Raw genomic sequence first — 18326 nt, 5'->3', positions numbered from 1 at the left:
CCCGTCCCCAGCTTCACCTGGAGGCGGGCGCTTCTTCGACACATACCGGTTTTGGTAGGTGGTCACTCTCCGATAAGGGCGTCAACGAACGCCTCCGGCTCGAACGGCGCCAGATCGTCCGCGCCCTCGCCCAGCCCGACCAGCTTGACCGGGACGCCGAGCTCGCGCTGCACGGCGACGACGATGCCGCCCTTGGCGGTGCCGTCCAGCTTGGTGAGGACGATGCCGGTGATGTCGACGACCTCGGCGAAGACGCGGGCCTGCACGAGACCGTTCTGGCCGGTGGTCGCGTCCAGCACGAGCAGCACCTCGTCCAGCGGGGCGTGCTTCTCGACGACGCGCTTGACCTTGCCGAGCTCGTCCATGAGGCCGGTCTTGGTGTGCAGGCGGCCGGCGGTGTCGATGAGCACGACGTCCATGCCCATCTCCTTGCCCTCCTTGACCGCGTCGAAGGCGACCGAGGCGGGGTCGCCGGCCTCCGGCCCGCGCACGGTGTGGGCGCCGACCCGCTCGCCCCAGGTCTGGAGCTGGTCGGCGGCCGCGGCCCGGAAGGTGTCGGCGGCGCCCAGGACGACGCTGCGGCCGTCGGCGACCAGGACGCGGGCGAGCTTGCCGGTGGTGGTGGTCTTGCCGGTGCCGTTGACGCCGACGACCATCACGATGCCGGGCTTGCTGGTCTCCGGCTCGGTCTTCACGGTGCGGTCGAGGTCGGGGCCGATCAGGGTGAGCAGCTCCTCGCGCAGCAGGCCGCGCAGCTCCTCGGGGGTGCGGGTGCCGAGCACCTTCACGCGCTCGCGCAGCCGTTCGACCAGCTCCTGGGTGGGCTGCACGCCGACGTCGGCGGTGAGCAGGGTGTCCTCGATCTCCTCCCAGGTCTCCTCGTCGAGGTGCTCGCGCGACAGCAGCGAGAGCAGTCCCTTGCCGAGGGCGTTCTGGGACCGGGAGAGCCGGGCGCGCAGCCGGATGAGCCGGCCGGCGGTGGGCTCGGGGACCTCGATCGGGGGGACGAGGGGGACTTCGAGTTCGGGAAGGGGCGGTTCCTCGACGGTGACCGGGGCCGAACCGTCCGGGAGGTCCACCTCCTCGATCGTGCGGCGCGGTTCGTCGCGCGGCGTCTCGGCCTCGTCGCCGACGTGCGGCTCGGCCGGAGGGGCGGTGATGTCGGGCGTGGTGGGCGGCGGGGGCAGCGACTTGCGGCGCCGGCTGCCGACGATGAGCCCGCCGAGCGCGCCGAGCACGACCACGGCGATGACTACAGCAAGGATGACGATTTCCATAACGCGTCCAGTATTAGCCATGAGGGTCCGCCGAGCCCATCTTGTGCATTCCTCCAAGAGGCGTCGTCATGTCAGGCGCACATCAGCATGACCCTGGCTGTCTGACACTCCGTCAGCTAATGTCCCCCTCCACACCCGCCCGGTGAAGGGAGACCTTCCCATGCCCGTCACGGTCGTCCGTTTCAACCTCGTCGAGCCCGGCGCCACCCCCGCCTCCCTCCACGCCCGCTACCGGGCCGCCCTGGAGATGGCCGCGTACGCCGACGACCGGGGAATCACCACCGTGCAGACGGAGGAGCACCACGGCGTCGCGAACAACTGGCTGCCCTCGCCGTTCGCCTTCGCCGGAGCGGTCCTCGGCGCCACCCGGCACCTCGCGGTCACCGTGTCGGCGGTCATCGGCCCGCTGCACGACCCGCTGCGACTGGCCGAGGACATCGCCGTACTGGATCTGCTCGGCGGCGGACGGCTCGTGACCGTCGCGGGGATCGGGTACCGGCCGGAGGAGTACGCCCAGTTCGACGTGGAGTGGAAGCGGCGCGGGCGGCTGCAGGACGAGCTGCTGGAGACGGTGCTGAAGGCCTGGACCGGCGAGGAGTTCGAGTACCGGGGCCGTACGGTACGGGTCACCCCGCGCCCGTACTCCGATCCGCACCCGCTGCTGCTGGTCGGCGGCTCCTCGAAGGCCGCCGCCCGCCGGGCCGCCCGCCTCGGCCTGCCCTTCTTCCCCAGCGCCCATCTGCCCGAGCTGGAGGCCTACTACAAGGAGCGGCTGGTCGAGTACGGCACCGAGGGCTGGACCATGATGCCCGCCGCCGAGACCCCTCTCCTGCACCTCGCCGAGGACCCCGACCGCACCTGGGCGACGTACGGAGGGCATTTCCTGCACGAGGCGCGGACGTACGCCTCCTGGCAGTCGGCCGGCATCCGCTCGGCGGTGCGTTCGACGGCGACGACGGTGGACGAGCTGCGCGCCGAGGGCGTCTACCGGGTCCTCACACCGGACGAGTGCGTGGCACAGGGGCTCGACAACCTCGTCCTGCATCCGCTCGTGGGCGGGATGCCGCTGGAGGAGGGCTGGCGCAGCCTGCACCTGTTCTGCGACGACGTACTGCCCCGGCTCACATGATCTGCGAGCCGGGGCAGTACGTCTCTTACGAGTACGAGGAGAGGGGCAGCGGGGACTTGGCCCTTCTCCCCGAGATCAGGGGGCGGGTCAGCCCATCTCCTCCAGCGTCTTGCCCTTGGTCTCGGGCACGAACTTGAGGATGAACGGGATGGAGAGGAAGGCGAACACCGCGTACATCACGTAGGTGAGCGACAGGTTCCACTCCGCCAGGTCCGGGAAGGTGATCGTGATCGCCCAGTTGGCGAGCCACTGGGCCGAGGCGGCCACACCGAGCGCGGCGGCACGGATCTTGTTCGGGAAGACCTCACCGAGCATGACCCAGACGACCACACCCCAGGACAGGGCGAAGAACAGCACGAACGCGTTGGCGGCGATCAGCGCGACCACACCCTGGGCGGTCGGCAGCGGGTCGTTGCCGTTCTGGTACGAGAAGGACCAGGCGGCCAGCGCGAGCGAGATGCCCATACCGATCGAGCCGATCAGCGCGAGCGGCTTGCGGCCGATGCGGTCGACGAAGATCATCGCGATCACGGTGCCGATGATGTTGATGATCGAGGTCTCGAACGAGTAGAAGAACGAGCTCGACGGGTCGACACCGACGGACTGCCACAGCAGGTTCGAGTAGTAGAAGATGACGTTGATGCCGACCAGCTGCTGGAAGACGGAGAGGCCGATACCGATCCAGACGATCGGCAGCAGGCCGAACCGGCCGCCCAGCAGGTCCCGGAACGTCGACTTGTGGTCGCTGCGCATGGCCTCGTCGATCTCGGCGACGCGGGCGTCCAGGTTGATGTCGCCCTCGACGTCGGCGAGCACCTTCTTGGCGTCGTCGACCCGGCCCACGCTGATCAGGAAGCGCGGCGACTCGGGGATGGCGAAGGACAGCAGGCCGTAGATCACGGCCGGCACGACCATCACGCCCAGCATCCACTGCCAGGCCTCGATGCCCGCGATCTCCCCGCGCTCCTCGCCGTCGGCCATGTTGAGGATGGCCCAGTTGACGAGCTGCGAGACGGCGATGCCGATGACGATCGCTGCCTGCTGGAAGGAGGCGAGCCTGCCCCGGTACGCCGGCGGGGCGACCTCGGCGATGTAGGCGGGGCCGATGACCGAGGCCATACCGATGGCTATACCGCCGAGGACACGCCAGGCGGCGAGGTCCCACGCGGCGAACGGAAGGCCGGAGCCGACGGCGCTCACGGCGAACAGCACCGCCGCGATCTGCATCACGCGGATACGGCCGATGCGGTCCGCGACCCGGCCGGCGAGGGCGGCACCGACGGCACTGCCCAGCAGGGCGCAGGCGGCGACGGTACCGGTGGCACCGGAGCTGAGCTCGAAGCGAGCCTGGATGCCGCCGTTGGCACCGTTGATGACGGAGCTGTCATAGCCGAAGAGGAAGCCACCCATGGCGGCTGCGGCGGTGATGAAGACGACGTGCCCCAGATGTTCGGGGGGTGCCGCCTTGGCTCCTTGCTGAGGTGCCTGCGCTGTGCTGGTCACGTGGTAACTCCTCGGGCCACCGGCGTCACTGCCGGGGTGGTGGTGAGCCCTTCAACCTGAAGGTAAAAGCAACGTTGCAGAGACTATGCCTTCAGGTTTCGAAGTCAATAGGTTCTTTACTGTGACTTTTTCGCGCAGGCGTGTCGTGCTTGCGTTCACATGTTGAACTCATTTGGAGGCGCAGGCCGCAACAGGTGCAGACCGCACGCAGTCACCGGAGTCGCTGGCTGATGACCTTCGACACACCGTCGCCCTGCATGGAGACGCCGTACAACGCATCGGCGACCTCCATCGTCCGCTTCTGGTGCGTGATGACGATGAGCTGCGAGGCCTCCTGCAGCTCCTGCATGATCCGGATCAGCCGCTGCAGGTTCGTGTCGTCGAGCGCCGCCTCGACCTCGTCCATCACATAGAACGGACTGGGCCGGGCCTTGAAGATCGACACCAGCAGCGCCACGGCCGTCAGCGACCGCTCGCCGCCGGAGAGCAGGCTGAGCCGCTTGACCTTCTTGCCCGGCGGCCGCGCCTCGACGTCCACGCCCGTGGTGAGCATGTTGTCCGGGTCCGTCAGCACGAGCCGGCCCTCGCCGCCCGGGAACAGCCGGCTGAAGACGCCCTCGAACTCCCGGGCCGTGTCCCGGTAGGCCTCGGTGAACACCTGCTCGACGCGCTCGTCCACCTCCTTCACCACCTGAAGGAGGTCGGCACGCGTCTTCTTCAGGTCTTCCAGCTGCTCGCTGAGGAACTTGTGCCGTTCCTCCAGCGCCGCGAACTCCTCCAGGGCCAGCGGGTTCACCTTGCCGAGCTGCTGGTACGCCCGCTCGGCCGACTTCAGCCGCTTCTCCTGCTCCGCCCGGACGAACGGCTTCGGCTGGTTGCGCGGGTGCTCGGGATCCTCCGGCAGCTCCTCGCCCTCGGCGGGCGGCGAGGGCGGTACGAGCTGATGCGGGCCGTACTCGGAGACCAGCCCCGCCGGCTCCACGCCCAGCTCCTCCAGCGCCTTGGTCTCCAACTGCTCGATCCGCAGCCGCTTCTCGGCGCCGAGCACCTCACCGCGGTGCACGGAGTCCGTGAGCTTGTCGAGCTCGGCCTTGAGGTCGCGGCCCTCGGTGCGGGCGGCGGCCAGCTCCTGCTCGCGCTGTGCCTTGGCCGCCTCGGCAACGGTGCGCTCCTCGTCCGCGCGGGCGAGGGAGACCTCGACGTGCGCGAGGAGCTGGCGCGCGCCGGAGGCGACGGCTTGCGCGACGGACGCCTCGTGCCTCAGGCGCGCCCGCCGCTGCTCGGCACGCGCGCGTGCCTCGCGTTCCGCGCGGGCGGCCCGGTCCAGTGAGTCGGCCCGCCCGGCGAGCCCCTTGACCCGTTCCTCGTGCGTACGGACCTGAAGCCGGGCCTCCATCTCGGTCTGCCGTGCGTTGGCACCGTCGGCGGCGAGCCGGTCCCGTACGAAGGTGTCGGGCTCCTCCTCGACCGGCATCTCCTCGGCGACGGCAAGCCGTTCGGCGAGCTCCTCGACCTCCTGAAGCGCCTTGTCGAGCGCCTCCTGGGAGCGTGCCGCGGCGGCGACGCTGCGCTCGGCCTCCCCCGCGGCCGCCCGGGCCTGCCCGGCGAGCCGGCCGAGCTGCTGGGCCACCGCCGACTTCTCACGGTCGGCGGCCCGACGCCGTTCACCCAGGTCCTCGACGAGCGCGGCGGCCTCCTTGCGCCGCTCGCCGGCCGCGGCCTGCACCTCGGCCAGCTCCTCGCACCGCACGGCCAGCTCGTCCAGCTCGGCGGCCGCCTCGTCCACCGACGCCTGCACCTCGAGCAGACTGGGCGCCCCGGCGGACCCGCCGTGAGCGAAGTGCGCCCCGAGCAGATCCCCTTCGGCGGTGACGGCGGTGAGATCGGGCCGTGCGTACACGAGCTCCTCGGCGTCCTCCAGCGTCCCGACGACGACGATCCCCCGCAGCAGCCGCCGCACCGCGGGCATGAGCTCGGCGGGTCCCCGCACGAGATCAGCGGCATACGACGGACCCTCGGGGCGCGCTTTCCCGGATACGGCGGGAGGAGCACCGGCCCCCGGCGGCAAAGCGTCACCGGCCCCGGGACCGGCGTCTGCGGTCCTCGCCCCGCCTGAAGCATCCGCGCCACGCTCCCCGGACGTCGCACCGCCCGAAACACCCGCACCACGCTCCGCGGGCATCACCCCGCCCGATGCCCCCACGTCGGCGCTCCGGTCGCCACCCCGGCCTCCCCCGTCCGTGTCCTCCGGTGCTCCCGCCAGCAACAGGGCCGCGCGGCCCGCGTCCTGTTTGCGCAGGAGGCGGATGGCGTCCGCTGCCGATGCCGGGGTCGTCACGGCGATGGCGTCGGCTGCTGCGCCGAAGGCGGCGGCCAGGGCGACCTCGTGGCCCGGCGTCACCGTCAGCAGCTCTGCGGCCGGGCCCAGCAGGCCGGTGAGACGATCCTTCGCGCCGAGCAGGGCGCCGGTGCCGTCCTTGCGGCGCAGTCCCATGGCGAGGGCCTCATGGCGGGCCTGCGTCGCGGCCCGGCTGCGTTCCGCCGCCGTGGTCGCCTCACGGGCGGCGGCGAGTGCGGCCTCCGCCTGCGCGAGCTGCTGCTTCGCCGCCTCGTGCCGCTCGGCCAGTTCCGCGTCACCGGCGTCGAGGCCGTCGACCTCGGCCTTGAGCGCCTCGTACTCCTCCTGCGCGGCGAACGCCCGCTCCTGCGCCTCGTCGCGGGCGGCGGCGAGGCGGTCGATCTCGGCCTGGGCGGAGGCCGCGCGGGAACGGGCCGCGCCGACCTGGCCGTTCAGCCGGGCCAGTCCCTCACGGCGGTCGGCGATGGCCCGGGCCGCGTCCTTCAGCCGGCGTTCCTCGAGGGCGAGTTCGCGCTCCAGTTCGGCTCGATGGGCGACCGTGTCGTCCAGTGCCCGCTGCGCCGCCTCCAGGGCCGCCTCGAGCTCGGCCTCCTGCTCACGGATGCGGTGGGCCTCGCGCTCCATGTCCTCGGGGTCGCGGCCGCGCCGCTCCTCGGGCGGGGCGGAGGTCGCGCTCTTCACGCGCGCGTCGGCCAGCGAGATGGTGCCGCGCACCCGTTCGGCGAGCTGGGAGAGCTCGTACCAGGTCTGCTGGGCACGCTGGAGGCGGGGCGCGAGCTGCCGTACCTCGTCCTCCAGGAGCGCCTCGCGCTGGAGCGCCTTCCTCAGTTCCTGCTCGGCGGCCTCCTTGCGCTGTTTGAGCGCGGCCTCGTCGGCGACCTCGGCCTTGAGCGCCTCTCGCAGCCGTACGAGATCGTCGGCGAGGAGGCGAAGGCGAGCGTCCCTGAGGTCGGCCTGGATCACGGCGGCCCTGCGGGCGACCGCGGCCTGCCGGCCGAGCGGCTTGAGCTGGCGGCGCAGCTCGTCCGTCAGGTCCTGCACACGCGCGAGGTTGGCCTGCATCGCGTCCAGCTTCCGCAGCGCCTTCTCCTTGCGCTTGCGGTGCTTCAGGACGCCCGCGGCCTCTTCGATGAAGGCACGACGGCCCATGGGGTCGGCGTGCAGCACGGAGTCGAGCTGGCCCTGGCCGACGATGACGTGCATCTCGCGGCCGATGCCGGAGTCGGAGAGCAGCTCCTGGATGTCGAGCAGCCGGCAGGTGTCGCCGTTGATCTGGTACTCGCTGCCGCCGTTGCGGAACATGATCCGCGTGATGGTGACCTCGGCGTACTCGATGGGCAGGGCCCCGTCGGAGTTGTCGATGGTCAGCGACACCTCGGCGCGGCCGAGCGGCGGGCGCCCGGTGGTGCCGGCGAAGATGACGTCCTCCATCTTGCCGCCGCGCAGCGACTTGGCGCCCTGCTCCCCCATGACCCAGCTGAGCGCGTCCACGACGTTGGACTTGCCCGAACCGTTCGGTCCGACGACACACGTGATGCCCGGCTCGAACCGGAGCGTCGTGGCCGAGGCGAACGATTTGAACCCACGGAGGGTCAGGGCCTTGAGGTGCACGCCGCTGGACTCTACCTCCCGGGGTTGTCTCACTCCACGAACACTCGTCACCCTGCGGTTTCACCCTTGAACGTGCAGGGCACACCAGACGTTAAAGAGGGTGAAAGGATGCGCGGGGCAAAGAAAGAAGGGACGCCGGAGCGTCCCTTGCCACTTCTGACAACTTAGCGGTTGATACGGGCAACCCAACCACTGCTGTCGTTGTGCGATGCAGCGATCAGGTGAGCGCAGGCTCCGCCTGGTGTGCGTCGACGCTCTCCATGATCCTGTCGTGGTGAGAAGCGGCAGCCGTCAGCGCGTCGTTCTCCGCCTGGATCCGCATAAGCTCGGATTCCAGGTCCTGTACGCGCTGCTGGAGCCGTCGCATCTCGGCGAGGAGTCGAGGGTCGGAGCCGCCGACGTAACCGAGAAGCGCCTTTGCCATGATGGATGGTCCTCCACACTGAGTGACCGACCGATGCGGTGTGGGTCGTGAGGGATTTCGCACCCGCGGCCGCTTGGCACTGTGGAGTTGTGCTGCCGTTCATCCATGCCAAACAGCTAAGGTGCGCGGGGCTTTCAGCGTCTCACCAAAAAGTTTGACGGTCAACACGATCACGCCCCGTATCGGCGAGCAACCCGGGGTGCGCGGCCGGGAAACGGCGGCGCGACGACTCCTGCGGGGCCCTCAAGGCGTGGCGATCATCCTTGCGTGTGGAGCCTGCCACGGCAAGCGCTTCTTGGCAACCACCTGGTCGTTTCCACTCGGGGCAGCTGCCGGTGACATACCCCGCCGGTGCCGCACCACCCTTTCGGCCCTGCCGGGTCAGCGCACGGCGAAGCCGTCGTAGCCGCCGCGGGGTGTGTCCCAGATCTCGGTCACTCCCTCCACACGCCCGGGCGTGTCGTCGCCCTGGAGCCAGTCGAGCAGACCCTGACAGCCCTCGGGGCTACCCTCCGCGACCACCTGGACCCGACCGTCGTCCAAATTGAGAGCAAAACCACTCAGGCCGCCGATCTCGAGCGCCTTGGCGCGCGTGAACCAGCGAAAACCCACACCTTGGACGCGTCCTCGCACCCAGGCGACCAGCCGCACATCCTCGCTCATGGGTGCAACCTAACCGGCCAATGTCTCTGGGGACACTTCCTCCCCCAGCGCCATGCGGTACCGTCCAGCCCCAATGAATCTCATATGAAACTCACTCGATCGAGTGGGTTTGCTTAACCGCACGGACGAACCGCACACGGACGAATCGCGCAGACGCACCGTGCGGACGAACGGACGGACGAGTCGACCGCGAGGACGAGGAAGGCCAGGACATGGGACGCCACCGACGCTCCGCCGCCGGCCGCGCCGCCACGGGCCGCGCCACGGGGGTCAACGAGACGCACGGCTCAGCCGTGGGGGGCCACAACCCGCAGCACTCGTACGGGGGCGGCCAGGCCGCGCCCGGTATCGCGCCGTACCTGAACCCGGAGGCGTACGCCGAGGCGGTGACGAAGAGCGAGGCCTATCTCTTCGCCCCGGACGACCACGAGCGCGCCGCCGACACGGCGGTCTTCTCGAGCGACGGGTACCTGCCCGGCGACGGGCCCCGGGACGGGGGCTCGCACCGACGCCGTAAGAAGAAGGGCGTGACGCCGGTCCGCACCGGCCTGCTGGGCGTCTCCGCGGCGGTCGCGATCGGCACGGTCGCGGTCGCCACTGGTGTACTGCCCGGCGGTGACAGCTACACGCTCGGCGGAGGCAGCGGGGACAAGGTGCAGACCACCGACATCCCGACCAACACCGAGACGCAGCAGGGCGGCACGTCCGGCAGCGCCGAGGAGAGCCGCGACACCACTGCGCCGGCGAGCCAGGACACCGAGCGTTCCAGCTCCCCCTCCCCGTCTCCCTCGACCCCGACGTCGAAGCCGTCGGCCCCGCCGGCCGGCAAGGCTCCCGCCGAGGAACCGACGCAGACCACGCCGTCGAAGAAGCCGAAGACGACGCCCTCCCGGAACGAAGCGGCCACGAAGGCGCCCGAGAAGACCGACGCCCCGTCCTCGCCGGTCTCCGCGGAGTCCGCCGCCGAGGCCGAGGTGCTCAAGCTCGTCAACGAGGAGCGCGCGAAGGCCGGCTGCAGCCCGCTGGCCGCGAACAGCGCGCTGGCCGAGCTCGCCGGCGACTTCAGCGAGGCCATGGCCGCACAGGGCTTCTTCGACCACACCGACCCGAGCGGCGCCACTCCGTGGGACCGGGCGGAGGCGGCCGGGATAACCAGCCTCGGCGGCGAGAACATAGCCCGGGGCCAGGCCGACGCCCAGGCCGTGATGGACGCCTGGATGAACAGCCCCGGCCACCGCGCCAACATCCTGAACTGCGACTTCAAGACGCTGGGTGTGGGAGTGCACTACGGCTCCGGCGGCCCGTGGTGGACCCAGAACTTCGGGTACTAGGAGCGACCCGGGTGCACTAACCAATGGTTAGCGCAATCTATGGGTCAGCGCTGCGTTCGAGTACGCTTGAGGAATGACGACCTCGCAGGAGCGCACGGCGGAGCAGAACCTTCCGTACGACGTGTTCTCCAAGGCCTGCCCGTCGCGCGGCACGCTGGAGCATGTCACGGGACGCTGGGGCGCGCTCACGCTCGGCGCCCTGCACGAGGGGTCCTTCCGCTTCAACGAGCTGCGCCGCCGGGTCGACGGCGTGAGCGAGAAGATGCTGTCCCAGACCCTGCATGCGCTGGAGCGCGACGGCCTGGTGCACCGCGAGGCCCAGCCGACCAACCCGCCCCGCGTGGACTACGAACTCACCCCGCTGGGCCACGAGGTCGCCGAGCGTCTGCTGGCCCTCATCCACTACGTGGAGGGCCGCATGGACGACGTCCTCGCGGCGCGCGGGCGCTACGACGAGGAACGCGCGCCCCGGTAGCAGTTACGGCGCCACCCGCGGCGGGCGCTGGCACTTGGGGCAGTAGTAGCTGGACCGGTTCATCCACGGGCGCCGGCGCATCGGCGTGCCACAGCGCTTGCACGGCAGCCCCTCCCGCCCGTACGCGTCCAGCGACCGGTCGAAGTAGCCCGACTCGCCGTTGATGTTGACGTACAGGCTGTCGAAACTGGTGCCGCCCGCCGCGAGGGCCGCGTTCATCACGTCCCTGATGTGGCCGAGGAGTTGGTGCGTGCGCGGGCGGGTGAAGGTCGCCGTCGGGCGGTCGTAGTGCAGGCGGGTACGCCAGAGGGCCTCGTCCGCGTAGATGTTGCCGACGCCGCTGATCAACGACTGGTCCAGCAGGGCCCGTTTGATGGTGGTGCGCTTGCGGCGCAGGGTCTGGTGGAAGGCCTCGTCGTCGAACAGCGGGTCGAGCGGATCACGGGCGATGTGCGCGATGACGTCGGGCAGGCCGTCGGGGGTGGTGTCGTGCAACGACAGTCCGCCGAAAGTGCGTTGGTCGACGAACCGCAGCTCGGTATCGCGGGCGTCGGCGAAGCGGATGCGGATGCGCAGATGCTTCTCGTCGGGTGCGATGTGCGGCTGGACCAGCAGCTGGCCGCTCATGCCGAGGTGGGCCAGGATCGACTGGTCGGTGTCCTCCAGAGGAAGCCACAGGTACTTGCCGCGCCGGCTCGGTGTGCCGACCCGGTGTCCCTTGAGACGGTGGACGAAGTCGTCGGCGCCGGCGAGGTGGCGGCGCACGGCACGGGGGTGCAGCACCTCGGCGTCGGCGACGGTCCGGTGGGCGACCCACCGCTCAAGACCGCGCCGTACGACCTCGACCTCGGGCAACTCGGGCATGGCATCCCCCGTGACAACCGGTGTATGAGCCGAGCGCCCGCCCCCGGGTGCGGGGCGGGCGCTCGGGTTGCGCTGTACTGGATGACGGCGATCAGTCGTCGGCTTCGACTGCCGTGGCCGCCGGAGCGGTTCCGGTCGCTGCCGCCGTCTGAGCGGCCTCGACGGACGCGGCCTGCGCGGCTTTCGCCGCCTTGGCGCGCTCGTCAGCCGCGGCGCGGATGGCCCGCCAGGCGGACTCCGCGGCCTGCTGCTCCGCCTCCTTCTTGCTGCGGCCGGTGCCGGTGCCGTACGAGACGCCTCCGACGCGGGCGGCAGCAGTGAAGGTCTTCTCGTGGTCGGGGCCGGTCTCCGTGACCAGGTACTCGGGGACACCGAGGCCTTCGGTCGCGGTGAGCTCCTGGAGACTGGTCTTCCAGTCCAGGCCGGCTCCGAGGTTGGAGGACTTCTCGATCAGCGGGTCGAACAGGCGGTGCACCAGCTCCGCCGCCGAGTCCAGGCCCTGGTCGAGATAGACCGCGCCGATCACCGCTTCGAGGGTGTCGGCGAGGATGGATGCCTTGTCCCGGCCTCCCGTGCCTTCTTCACCGCGGCCGAGCCGGATGAAGGAGCCGAGTTCGAGCGTCCGCCCCACATCCGCCAGCGCACGCGAGTTCACCACCGCGGCCCGCAGCTTGGCCAGCTGGCCTTCGGGCAGGTCGGGGTGGGTGCGGTACAGCGTGTCGGTGACGACGAGACCGAGGACGGAGTCGCCGAGGAACTCCAGCCGCTCGTTCGTCGGCAGACCGCCGTTCTCGTACGCGTAGGAACGGTGGGTCAGCGCTCGCACCAGAAGGGCGGACTCGACCTTGTAGCCGAGCCGCCCTTCCAGAAGCGTGTGGGACGAGGCCTGGTTGTCCGCCGGTGCACTCCCGCTCACACGGGAAGCCTGCTTCTTTGGCGTGGACACAGTGCCTCTCACCAGCCGCTCAGACCTCGAGAACCTGGCGCTTGTTGTAAGTGCCGCACGACGGGCACGCGATGTGCTGCTGCTTGGGCTCGTGGCAGCGCTCGCACGCAACCAGGGTGGGGACCGCAGCCTTCCACTGCGACCGGCGGTGGCGCGTGTTGCTGCGCGACATCTTCCGCTTCGGAACAGCCACGGCTACTTCTCCTGCTTCTCGTCGACGCCCGGTTCGGCGCCGCTCATCTCGTCCTTATCGCCGTCTTCGAGTGAACCGGCGAGTCCCTGCAATGCCGCCCAACGGATGTCGACGGCGTCGTGGTGGTGGTCCGGGTCGTCCGCCAGCCGCGCTCCGCACTCGGAGCACAGGCCGGGGCAGTCTTCCCGGCACACCGGCTGCATCGGCAGTGCGAGCACCACCGCATCACGCAGCACGGGTTCGAGGTCGAACAGGCCGTCCTCGAGAAAGAGCCTGTCCTCGTCTTCCTCGGCGTCGTCGGCCGGCTCCGCTTTGACGCGGCCCCGGTCATCGGCGTCAGGGTACGAGAACATCTCCTGGAAGTCCGCTTCGAGCTCGAGCTCGACCGGCTCCAGACACCTTACGCACTCCCCCTCGGCCTGCGCACGGGCGGTGCCTGTGACGAGCACACCCTCCATGACCGACTCGAGCCGGAGTTCGAGCTCCACCGGTGCGCCTTCCGGCACTCCGATGACGTCCTTGAGACCGAGGTCCTTCGGAGCGTCGATCGTGCGGGTCAGGCGCTGCAGCGCACCAGGCCGCCGACCCAGCTCGTGTGTGTCGAACACGAGGGGGTTGCGGTGGTCGAGGCGGGCGTTCAGAGCCATTCCTGCTTTCGATCCTGTGAGCTTCAGGTACGCCGCCCTTCGGTGTTCCCGGGCAGCGTTGATCGCGGACGTACGCGCGACCGAAGAGCCAGGATACTGGACCTTTCGCTGACGGCCCAATCGGCTGCGTCAGCCGTTGCCGCGGCCCTGTTCGTACGCCCGCAGCTGCTCCGCGCTGATCATGCTGGTGTCGAAGAGGCTGGTCTCGTCGAGCGCCTGGGACTGGGGCTGGGGCTGCTGGTAACCGGGGTGGCCCTGGTTCGGGTCGTACGCGGGCTGCTGCGGGTAGGCGGCGTACGGATCGGCCTGCTGATAGCCGTACGGGTCCTGCTGGGCGTACTGCTGCTGGTAGCCGTACGGATCGTTCTGCTGCGGCTGCTGCTGCGGCGACTGCTGGTACGCGTAGGCGTCCTGCTGGGCGTACGACGGCTGGGCCGGTACCGCTGCCGGCGGCTGTTCGGCCGGGGTGTCGGCGATGGCCGCCAGGTCGGCGAGGTAGTCGGCGTCGCTGCTGTGCTGGACGGTCGTGGTGTCCAGGGCGCCGAGGTCGTCGGTGGCGATCCGGCCGTGCAGTTTCTGCCGGCCGCGGCCGACGGCCTCCAGGGTCTTGGCGAGGACCGCCTCGAAGGCCCCGAGCTTGACGTCCACGTACTCGTCGGCGGTGCGGCGCAGGGTCTCCGGGTCATGGCTGCGCTCGGGGGCGTCCTCGTCCTCGTAGCCCTGGTCGTCGAGGCCGGGGCCGGTGCCGAGGAGCTTCTCGCGGCCGCGGCCGACGGAGCCGAGGGTCTTGGTGAGGACGACCTCGAAGTTGGCGAGCTTGGAGTCGACGTAGTCGTCGGCCTCGGCGCGGATCTCCTCGGCCTCCTTGCGGGCCTCGGCGAGGATCCGGTCGGCCTCGGCCTGGGAGCGGCGGGCGACCTCGGTGTCGGAGATCAGCGAGCCGCGCTCGGCGTGCGCGCCCTGGATGATCCGCTCGGCCTCCTGACGGGCCTGCTCGACCATCTGTTCCCGGCCGCCGATCAGCTCCTGGGCCTGGGCGAGGGAGTCGGGCAGCACCGCGCGCACCTCTTCCAGCATGGCGAGCAGGTCGGCGCGGTTGACCACGCACGAGGCCGACATGGGCATGGCCCGGGCACTGGAGACCGCCGCGACGATCTCGTCGAGCTTCTTCTGCACGTCCACCGGTTGCTCGCCACTCTCTACAGCTGTGTTGGAGACGGACGGGACGACTGTACGGCCATGGGGTGCCCGCCGGACACCGGATGACGGGCCATCAGGGCTCGCGGCGCGCGTCCCGGGCGTGCGTCGGGCGCCCTCAGTCCTGCTTGAGACGCTCGGTCAGGGCGGCCAGGACCGGCGGGGGGACCAGGTGGGAGACGTCGCCGCCCCAGGCCGCGACCTCCTTGACCAGGGACGACGACAGGAAGCTGTAGGTGGGGTTGGTGGGCACGAAGAGGGTCTCGACGCCCGTCAGGCCGTTGTTCATCTGGGCCATCTGCAGTTCGTAGTCGAAGTCGCTGACCGCGCGCAGGCCCTTGACGATGGCAGGGATGTCGCGCTGCTTGCAGAAGTCGACGAGGAGGCCGTGGAAGGCCTCGACCCGCACGTTGCCGTACTCGGCGGTGACCTCGCGGATCAGATCGATCCGCTCGTCGATCTCGAAGAGGCCCTTCTTGGACTTGTTGATCATCACCGCGACATAGACCTCGTCGTACAGGCGGGAGGCGCGGGCAATGATGTCGAGGTGTCCGTTGGTGATCGGGTCGAACGACCCGGGACAGACGGCACGGCGCACTTGAGATCCCTCGCTCTCCGGTCCGGTCATGGTGCGTCTTCGCACGTAGAGGCGGCGCGACCGTACCAAAACGTTCCCTCACCGTACCGGCGGGTACGGAGTGCTTCGAAGCCCTCCGGCCACCCGAACTCACCGCTTCTGGTGCTGCGCTCCACGGTGACGAGGGCTTCGTCCGCGAGCCACCCCTCCGTGCGGAGTGTGAGCAGAATCTCGCGAAGATCGTGATCCGAGACACTGTACGGCGGGTCGAGGAAGACGATGTCGTACGGCTCCGCCGGGGACGGTGTGCGGATGATCTGTTCCGCTTTGCCTGCCCTGACCTCGGCGCCGGGCAGGCCGAGGTTTCTGACGTTCTCCCGGACCGTGCGGACCGCTCGGGCGTCGGCTTCGACGAGGAGGGTGTGGCCGGCGCCCCGGGAGAGGGCTTCCAGGCCGACGGCGCCGGAACCGGCGTACAGGTCAAGGACCCGCTCGCCGTCCAGAGGGCCGCCGAGCAGGGACTGCCAGGTGGAGAAGAGGCCCTCGCGAGCGCGGTCGGAGGTGGGGCGGGTGCGGGTTCCCTGCGGGACGGCTAGGCGGCGTCCGCCGGCTGCGCCGGCGATCACGCGGGTCATCTCGGGTCCTTGTTCGTGGGTCCTTTGCGTTCAGTTTGGCAGGCCACGGTGGGGGTGCGCATTCGCCCTGGCCGACTGCGGCTCCGCCCCGCCCCCTGAAGGGACGCTCCCGCTCACCCCTTTTCCAAGTACTGCTCCCTCTCCTCGTCCAGAAGGGCGTCCAGGGCCGTCCTCAGACCCGGAAGGCGGGTCAGCTCCGGGTCGGCCGCGACCACCGCTGCTGCCTCCTCCCTCGCCTCGGCGATGATCTCCTCGTCCTCGATGACGGCGAGCACGCGCAGGCTGGTGCGGGCACCGGACTGGGCCTGGCCGAGGACGTCGCCCTCGCGGCGCTGCTCGAGGTCGATACGGGAGAGTTCGAAGCCGTCGAGGGTGGCCGCCACAGCGTTGAGCCGCTGGCGGGCCGCGCTCGCCTCGGGCATCTCGGTGACCAGCAGGCACAGGCCGGGCGCCGAGCCCCGGCCGACGCGGCCGCGCAGCTGGTGGAGCTGGGAGACGCCGAAGCGGTCGGCGTCCATGATCACCATCACGGTCGCGTTCGGCACGTTCACGCCGACCTCGATGACCGTCGTGGCGACCAGGACGTCGGTCTCACCGGCGGCGAAGCGGCGCATGACGGCGTCCTTGTCGTCGGGCGGCATACGGCCGTGCAGGGCCTCGACCTTCAGACCCTGGAGCGGGCCCCCGGCGAGCTGGCCGGCGACGTCGAGGACGGCGAGCGGGGGGCGCTTCTCGGCCTCGTCCTCCGGGGACTTGCGCTTCTTCGGGTCCTCGTCCTCGTCACCGATGCGGGGGCAGACGACGTACGCCTGATGGCCCTTGCCGGCTTCTTCGCGCACCCGCTCCCAGGCGCGGGCGAGGAAGTGGGGCTTGTCGGCGGCCGGTACGACATGGCTGGCGATCGGGGACCGGCCGGCCGGGAGCTGGTCGAGGACGGAGGTCTCCAGGTCGCCGAAGACGGTCATGGCAACGGTCCGCGGAATGGGCGTGGCGGTCATGACGAGCAGATGGGGCGGCTGCTTGCCCTTGCCGCGCAGGGCGTCGCGCTGCTCGACCCCGAACCGGTGCTGTTCGTCCACGACGACCAGCCCGAGGTCGTGGAACTGCACCTTGTCCTCGATCAACGCATGCGTGCCGATCACGATCCCGGCCTCCCCGGTGACCAGGTCGAGCAGTGCCTGGCGGCGGGCGGCCGTGCCCATGGACCCGGTCAGCAGGATCACCTTCGTGGCCTGCTCGGCCCCGCCCAGCATCCCGCCCTCGGCCAGTTCGCCCATCATCTCCACGACCGACCGATGATGCTGCTGGGCGAGCACTTCGGTGGGCGCGAGCATCGCGGCCTGCCCACCGGCGTCGACGACGGCGAGCATGGCGCGCAGAGCGACCAGGGTCTTTCCGCTTCCGACCTCCCCTTGCAGCAGCCGATGCATCGGATGCTCCGTGGCCAGGTCGTCGAAGATCTCCCTGGAGACCTTCTGCTGGCCCTCGGTGAGGGTGAAGGGTAGGCGGTCGTCGAAGGCCGTGAGGAGGCCGTCGGGCTTGGGTTTGCGGGCGACCGCCGGGAGTTGGGCGTCGGCGTGACGGCGGCGGGCCAGGGCTACCTGGAGGACGAAGGCCTCGTCCCACTTGAGGCGGTCGCGGGCGTCGGCGATGTCCGCCTTGGTGTGCGGGCGGTGGATCCTGAGGAGGGCCTCGGGGAGGGAGACCAGGCGGCGGCCCTCGCGCAGGGAGTCCGGCAGGGGATCGACGGCCTCCTGGGCGCTGGGCAGGACCGTCTGGATCGCCTTGCCGATCTTCCAGGACTCCAGCTTGGCGGTGGCCGGGTAGATCGGAATCAGGGCGCCCGCCCAGGTGTCGACGGCGTCCTCGGCGTCCCCCTTCAGCAACTCGTAGGCGGGATGAGCGAGTTGCAGACGGCGGTTGAAGACGGAGACCTTGCCCGCGAACATCGCGCGGGTGCCCGGCAGGAGTTCCTTGTGGGGTTTGTGCACGCCGTTGCCGAAGAAGACCAGTTGGAGCCGGCCGCTGCCGTCGGTGATGGTCACCTCGAGGCGCTGGCCCTTGCCGCGGGGCGCCTTGGCGGAGGCGAAGGTGTGCAGACGGGCGTCGGCGACCTGGGCGACCACGGTGACGTGCTCGTCCATGGGGAGATCGGCGAGGTGGGTCAGCTGGCCCCGCTCCTCGTATCTGCGCGGGTAGTGGTGCAGGAGGTCACCGACGGTGTGCAGGCCGAGGTGCTCGGCCATCACCTTCGCGGTGGCGGGGCCGAGCACCTTCTTCAGTGGTTCTTCCAGTGCGGGCACGAGATCCATTGCACACCACACCACTGACAATGCCGTAGCGGTCCCGGGCGCGCAGCCGTATACGTCTCGGGAAACCCCTGGTCAGACGGCTTGCTGGGGCTTTAGGATGGCGCGCCCCGGCCATCCTTTCGCGGTCACGGCCTCACCCGGACCGCCCGACCCCGCGCCGACGTCGTCCCCCCACCGGCGCTG

The 18326-nt window shown here is 70.2% G+C and carries 15 protein-coding genes and 1 pseudogene; 3 read left to right on the top strand and 13 right to left on the bottom strand.

Annotated elements, in window-relative coordinates; all coding sequences use genetic code 11:
• Window positions 1–62: 62 nt before the first annotated feature.
• Window positions 63–1277: a signal recognition particle-docking protein FtsY gene (gene ftsY / locus ACFV7R_RS19040; RefSeq protein WP_385264623.1), complete on the bottom strand. Its 1215-nt coding sequence runs from the start codon at window positions 1275–1277 to the stop codon at window positions 63–65.
• Window positions 1278–1437: 160 nt separating this feature from the next.
• Here ftsY and ACFV7R_RS19035 point away from each other — a divergent pair, with 160 nt between their 5' ends.
• Entirely contained in the window at window positions 1438–2406 is a 969-nt protein-coding gene (locus tag ACFV7R_RS19035; protein ID WP_129801583.1) for an LLM class flavin-dependent oxidoreductase, read from the top strand.
• An 87-nt stretch (window positions 2407–2493) separates the two neighbouring features.
• On the opposite strand, the gene ACFV7R_RS19030 is transcribed toward ACFV7R_RS19035, so the two are convergent.
• The 4 genes from ACFV7R_RS19030 to ACFV7R_RS19015 form a co-directional block, all read right to left on the bottom strand.
• A complete protein-coding gene (locus tag ACFV7R_RS19030) occupies window positions 2494–3909 on the bottom strand; it encodes a sugar porter family MFS transporter (RefSeq protein WP_385264621.1) in 1416 nt (471 codons plus the stop codon).
• Window positions 3910–4120: 211 nt separating this feature from the next.
• Complete coding sequence (locus ACFV7R_RS19025) at window positions 4121–7879, bottom strand: AAA family ATPase (protein WP_385264619.1); 3759 nt, start codon at window positions 7877–7879, stop codon at window positions 4121–4123.
• 217 nt (window positions 7880–8096) lie between these two features.
• On the bottom strand, window positions 8097–8303 hold the full coding sequence (locus tag ACFV7R_RS19020) for a hypothetical protein (protein ID WP_385264618.1): 207 nt from the start codon (window positions 8301–8303) through the stop codon (window positions 8097–8099).
• A 381-nt stretch (window positions 8304–8684) separates the two neighbouring features.
• Window positions 8685–8966 carry an acylphosphatase gene (locus tag ACFV7R_RS19015; protein WP_385264617.1) on the bottom strand — a complete coding sequence of 94 codons (282 nt, stop codon included), beginning with the start codon at window positions 8964–8966 and terminating at the stop codon, window positions 8685–8687.
• Window positions 8967–9178: 212 nt separating this feature from the next.
• Here ACFV7R_RS19015 and ACFV7R_RS19010 point away from each other — a divergent pair, with 212 nt between their 5' ends.
• Window positions 9179–10297 (top strand): CAP domain-containing protein, encoded by a 1119-nt coding sequence (locus ACFV7R_RS19010; RefSeq protein WP_385264615.1) that lies wholly within the window; start codon window positions 9179–9181, stop codon window positions 10295–10297.
• A gap of 73 nt (window positions 10298–10370) precedes the next feature.
• Complete coding sequence (locus ACFV7R_RS19005; RefSeq protein ID WP_385264614.1) at window positions 10371–10772, top strand: winged helix-turn-helix transcriptional regulator; 402 nt, start codon at window positions 10371–10373, stop codon at window positions 10770–10772.
• A gap of 3 nt (window positions 10773–10775) precedes the next feature.
• Here the strand turns inward: ACFV7R_RS19005 and mutM are convergent, their stop codons facing one another.
• The 8 genes and pseudogenes from mutM to recG all read right to left on the bottom strand — a co-directional run bounded on the left by mutM (window position 10776) and on the right by recG (window position 18143).
• Entirely contained in the window at window positions 10776–11636 is an 861-nt protein-coding gene (gene mutM, locus ACFV7R_RS19000; RefSeq protein ID WP_385264612.1) for a bifunctional DNA-formamidopyrimidine glycosylase/DNA-(apurinic or apyrimidinic site) lyase, read from the bottom strand.
• Between the two features lie 91 nt (window positions 11637–11727).
• On the bottom strand, window positions 11728–12594 hold the full coding sequence (gene rnc, locus ACFV7R_RS18995) for a ribonuclease III (protein WP_385264610.1): 867 nt from the start codon (window positions 12592–12594) through the stop codon (window positions 11728–11730).
• Window positions 12595–12601: 7 nt separating this feature from the next.
• Complete coding sequence (rpmF, locus tag ACFV7R_RS18990; RefSeq protein ID WP_003951102.1) at window positions 12602–12775, bottom strand: 50S ribosomal protein L32; 174 nt, start codon at window positions 12773–12775, stop codon at window positions 12602–12604.
• A gap of 2 nt (window positions 12776–12777) precedes the next feature.
• Entirely contained in the window at window positions 12778–13422 is a 645-nt protein-coding gene (locus ACFV7R_RS18985) for a DUF177 domain-containing protein (RefSeq protein ID WP_129801575.1), read from the bottom strand.
• A gap of 129 nt (window positions 13423–13551) precedes the next feature.
• A complete protein-coding gene (locus ACFV7R_RS18980; RefSeq protein WP_385264608.1) occupies window positions 13552–14604 on the bottom strand; it encodes an ATP synthase F0 subunit B in 1053 nt (350 codons plus the stop codon).
• A 133-nt stretch (window positions 14605–14737) separates the two neighbouring features.
• On the bottom strand, window positions 14738–15217 hold the full coding sequence (coaD, locus tag ACFV7R_RS18975) for a pantetheine-phosphate adenylyltransferase (RefSeq protein WP_224736879.1): 480 nt from the start codon (window positions 15215–15217) through the stop codon (window positions 14738–14740).
• A gap of 26 nt (window positions 15218–15243) precedes the next feature.
• A pseudogene (rsmD, locus tag ACFV7R_RS18970) lies at window positions 15244–15834 on the bottom strand (16S rRNA (guanine(966)-N(2))-methyltransferase RsmD); the annotation flags it as partial.
• A 110-nt stretch (window positions 15835–15944) separates the two neighbouring features.
• Window positions 15945–18143, bottom strand: a complete 2199-nt coding sequence (gene recG / locus ACFV7R_RS18965) for an ATP-dependent DNA helicase RecG (RefSeq protein WP_385264606.1) — start codon at window positions 18141–18143, stop codon at window positions 15945–15947.
• Window positions 18144–18326: the final 183 nt, after the last annotated feature.

This window comes from Streptomyces sp. NPDC059866 (genome assembly GCF_042731325.1).
GTDB lineage: Bacteria > Actinomycetota > Actinomycetes > Streptomycetales > Streptomycetaceae > Streptomyces > Streptomyces flavusporus.
Note: the sequence above shows the minus strand (reverse complement) of the source record. Positions and strands in the feature narration are given on the sequence as shown.

Bases quoted from the DNA above. Each gene is read 5' to 3' on its own strand.
- ACFV7R_RS19020 (WP_385264618.1), bottom strand. From the start codon at position 8,303: ATGGCAAAGGCGCTTCTCGGTTACGTCGGCGGCTCCGACCCTCGACTC.
- ACFV7R_RS19035 (WP_129801583.1), top strand. From the start codon at position 1,438: ATGCCCGTCACGGTCGTCCGTTTCAACCTCGTCGAGCCCGGCGCCACC.
- ACFV7R_RS19010 (WP_385264615.1), top strand. From the start codon at position 9,179: ATGGGACGCCACCGACGCTCCGCCGCCGGCCGCGCCGCCACGGGCCGC.
- mutM (WP_385264612.1), bottom strand. From the start codon at position 11,636: ATGCCCGAGTTGCCCGAGGTCGAGGTCGTACGGCGCGGTCTTGAGCGG.
- ACFV7R_RS18985 (WP_129801575.1), bottom strand. From the start codon at position 13,422: ATGGCTCTGAACGCCCGCCTCGACCACCGCAACCCCCTCGTGTTCGAC.
- ACFV7R_RS19005 (WP_385264614.1), top strand. From the start codon at position 10,371: ATGACGACCTCGCAGGAGCGCACGGCGGAGCAGAACCTTCCGTACGAC.
- recG (WP_385264606.1), bottom strand. From the start codon at position 18,143: ATGGATCTCGTGCCCGCACTGGAAGAACCACTGAAGAAGGTGCTCGGC.
- ftsY (WP_385264623.1), bottom strand. From the start codon at position 1,277: ATGGAAATCGTCATCCTTGCTGTAGTCATCGCCGTGGTCGTGCTCGGC.
- ACFV7R_RS19015 (WP_385264617.1), bottom strand. From the start codon at position 8,966: ATGAGCGAGGATGTGCGGCTGGTCGCCTGGGTGCGAGGACGCGTCCAA.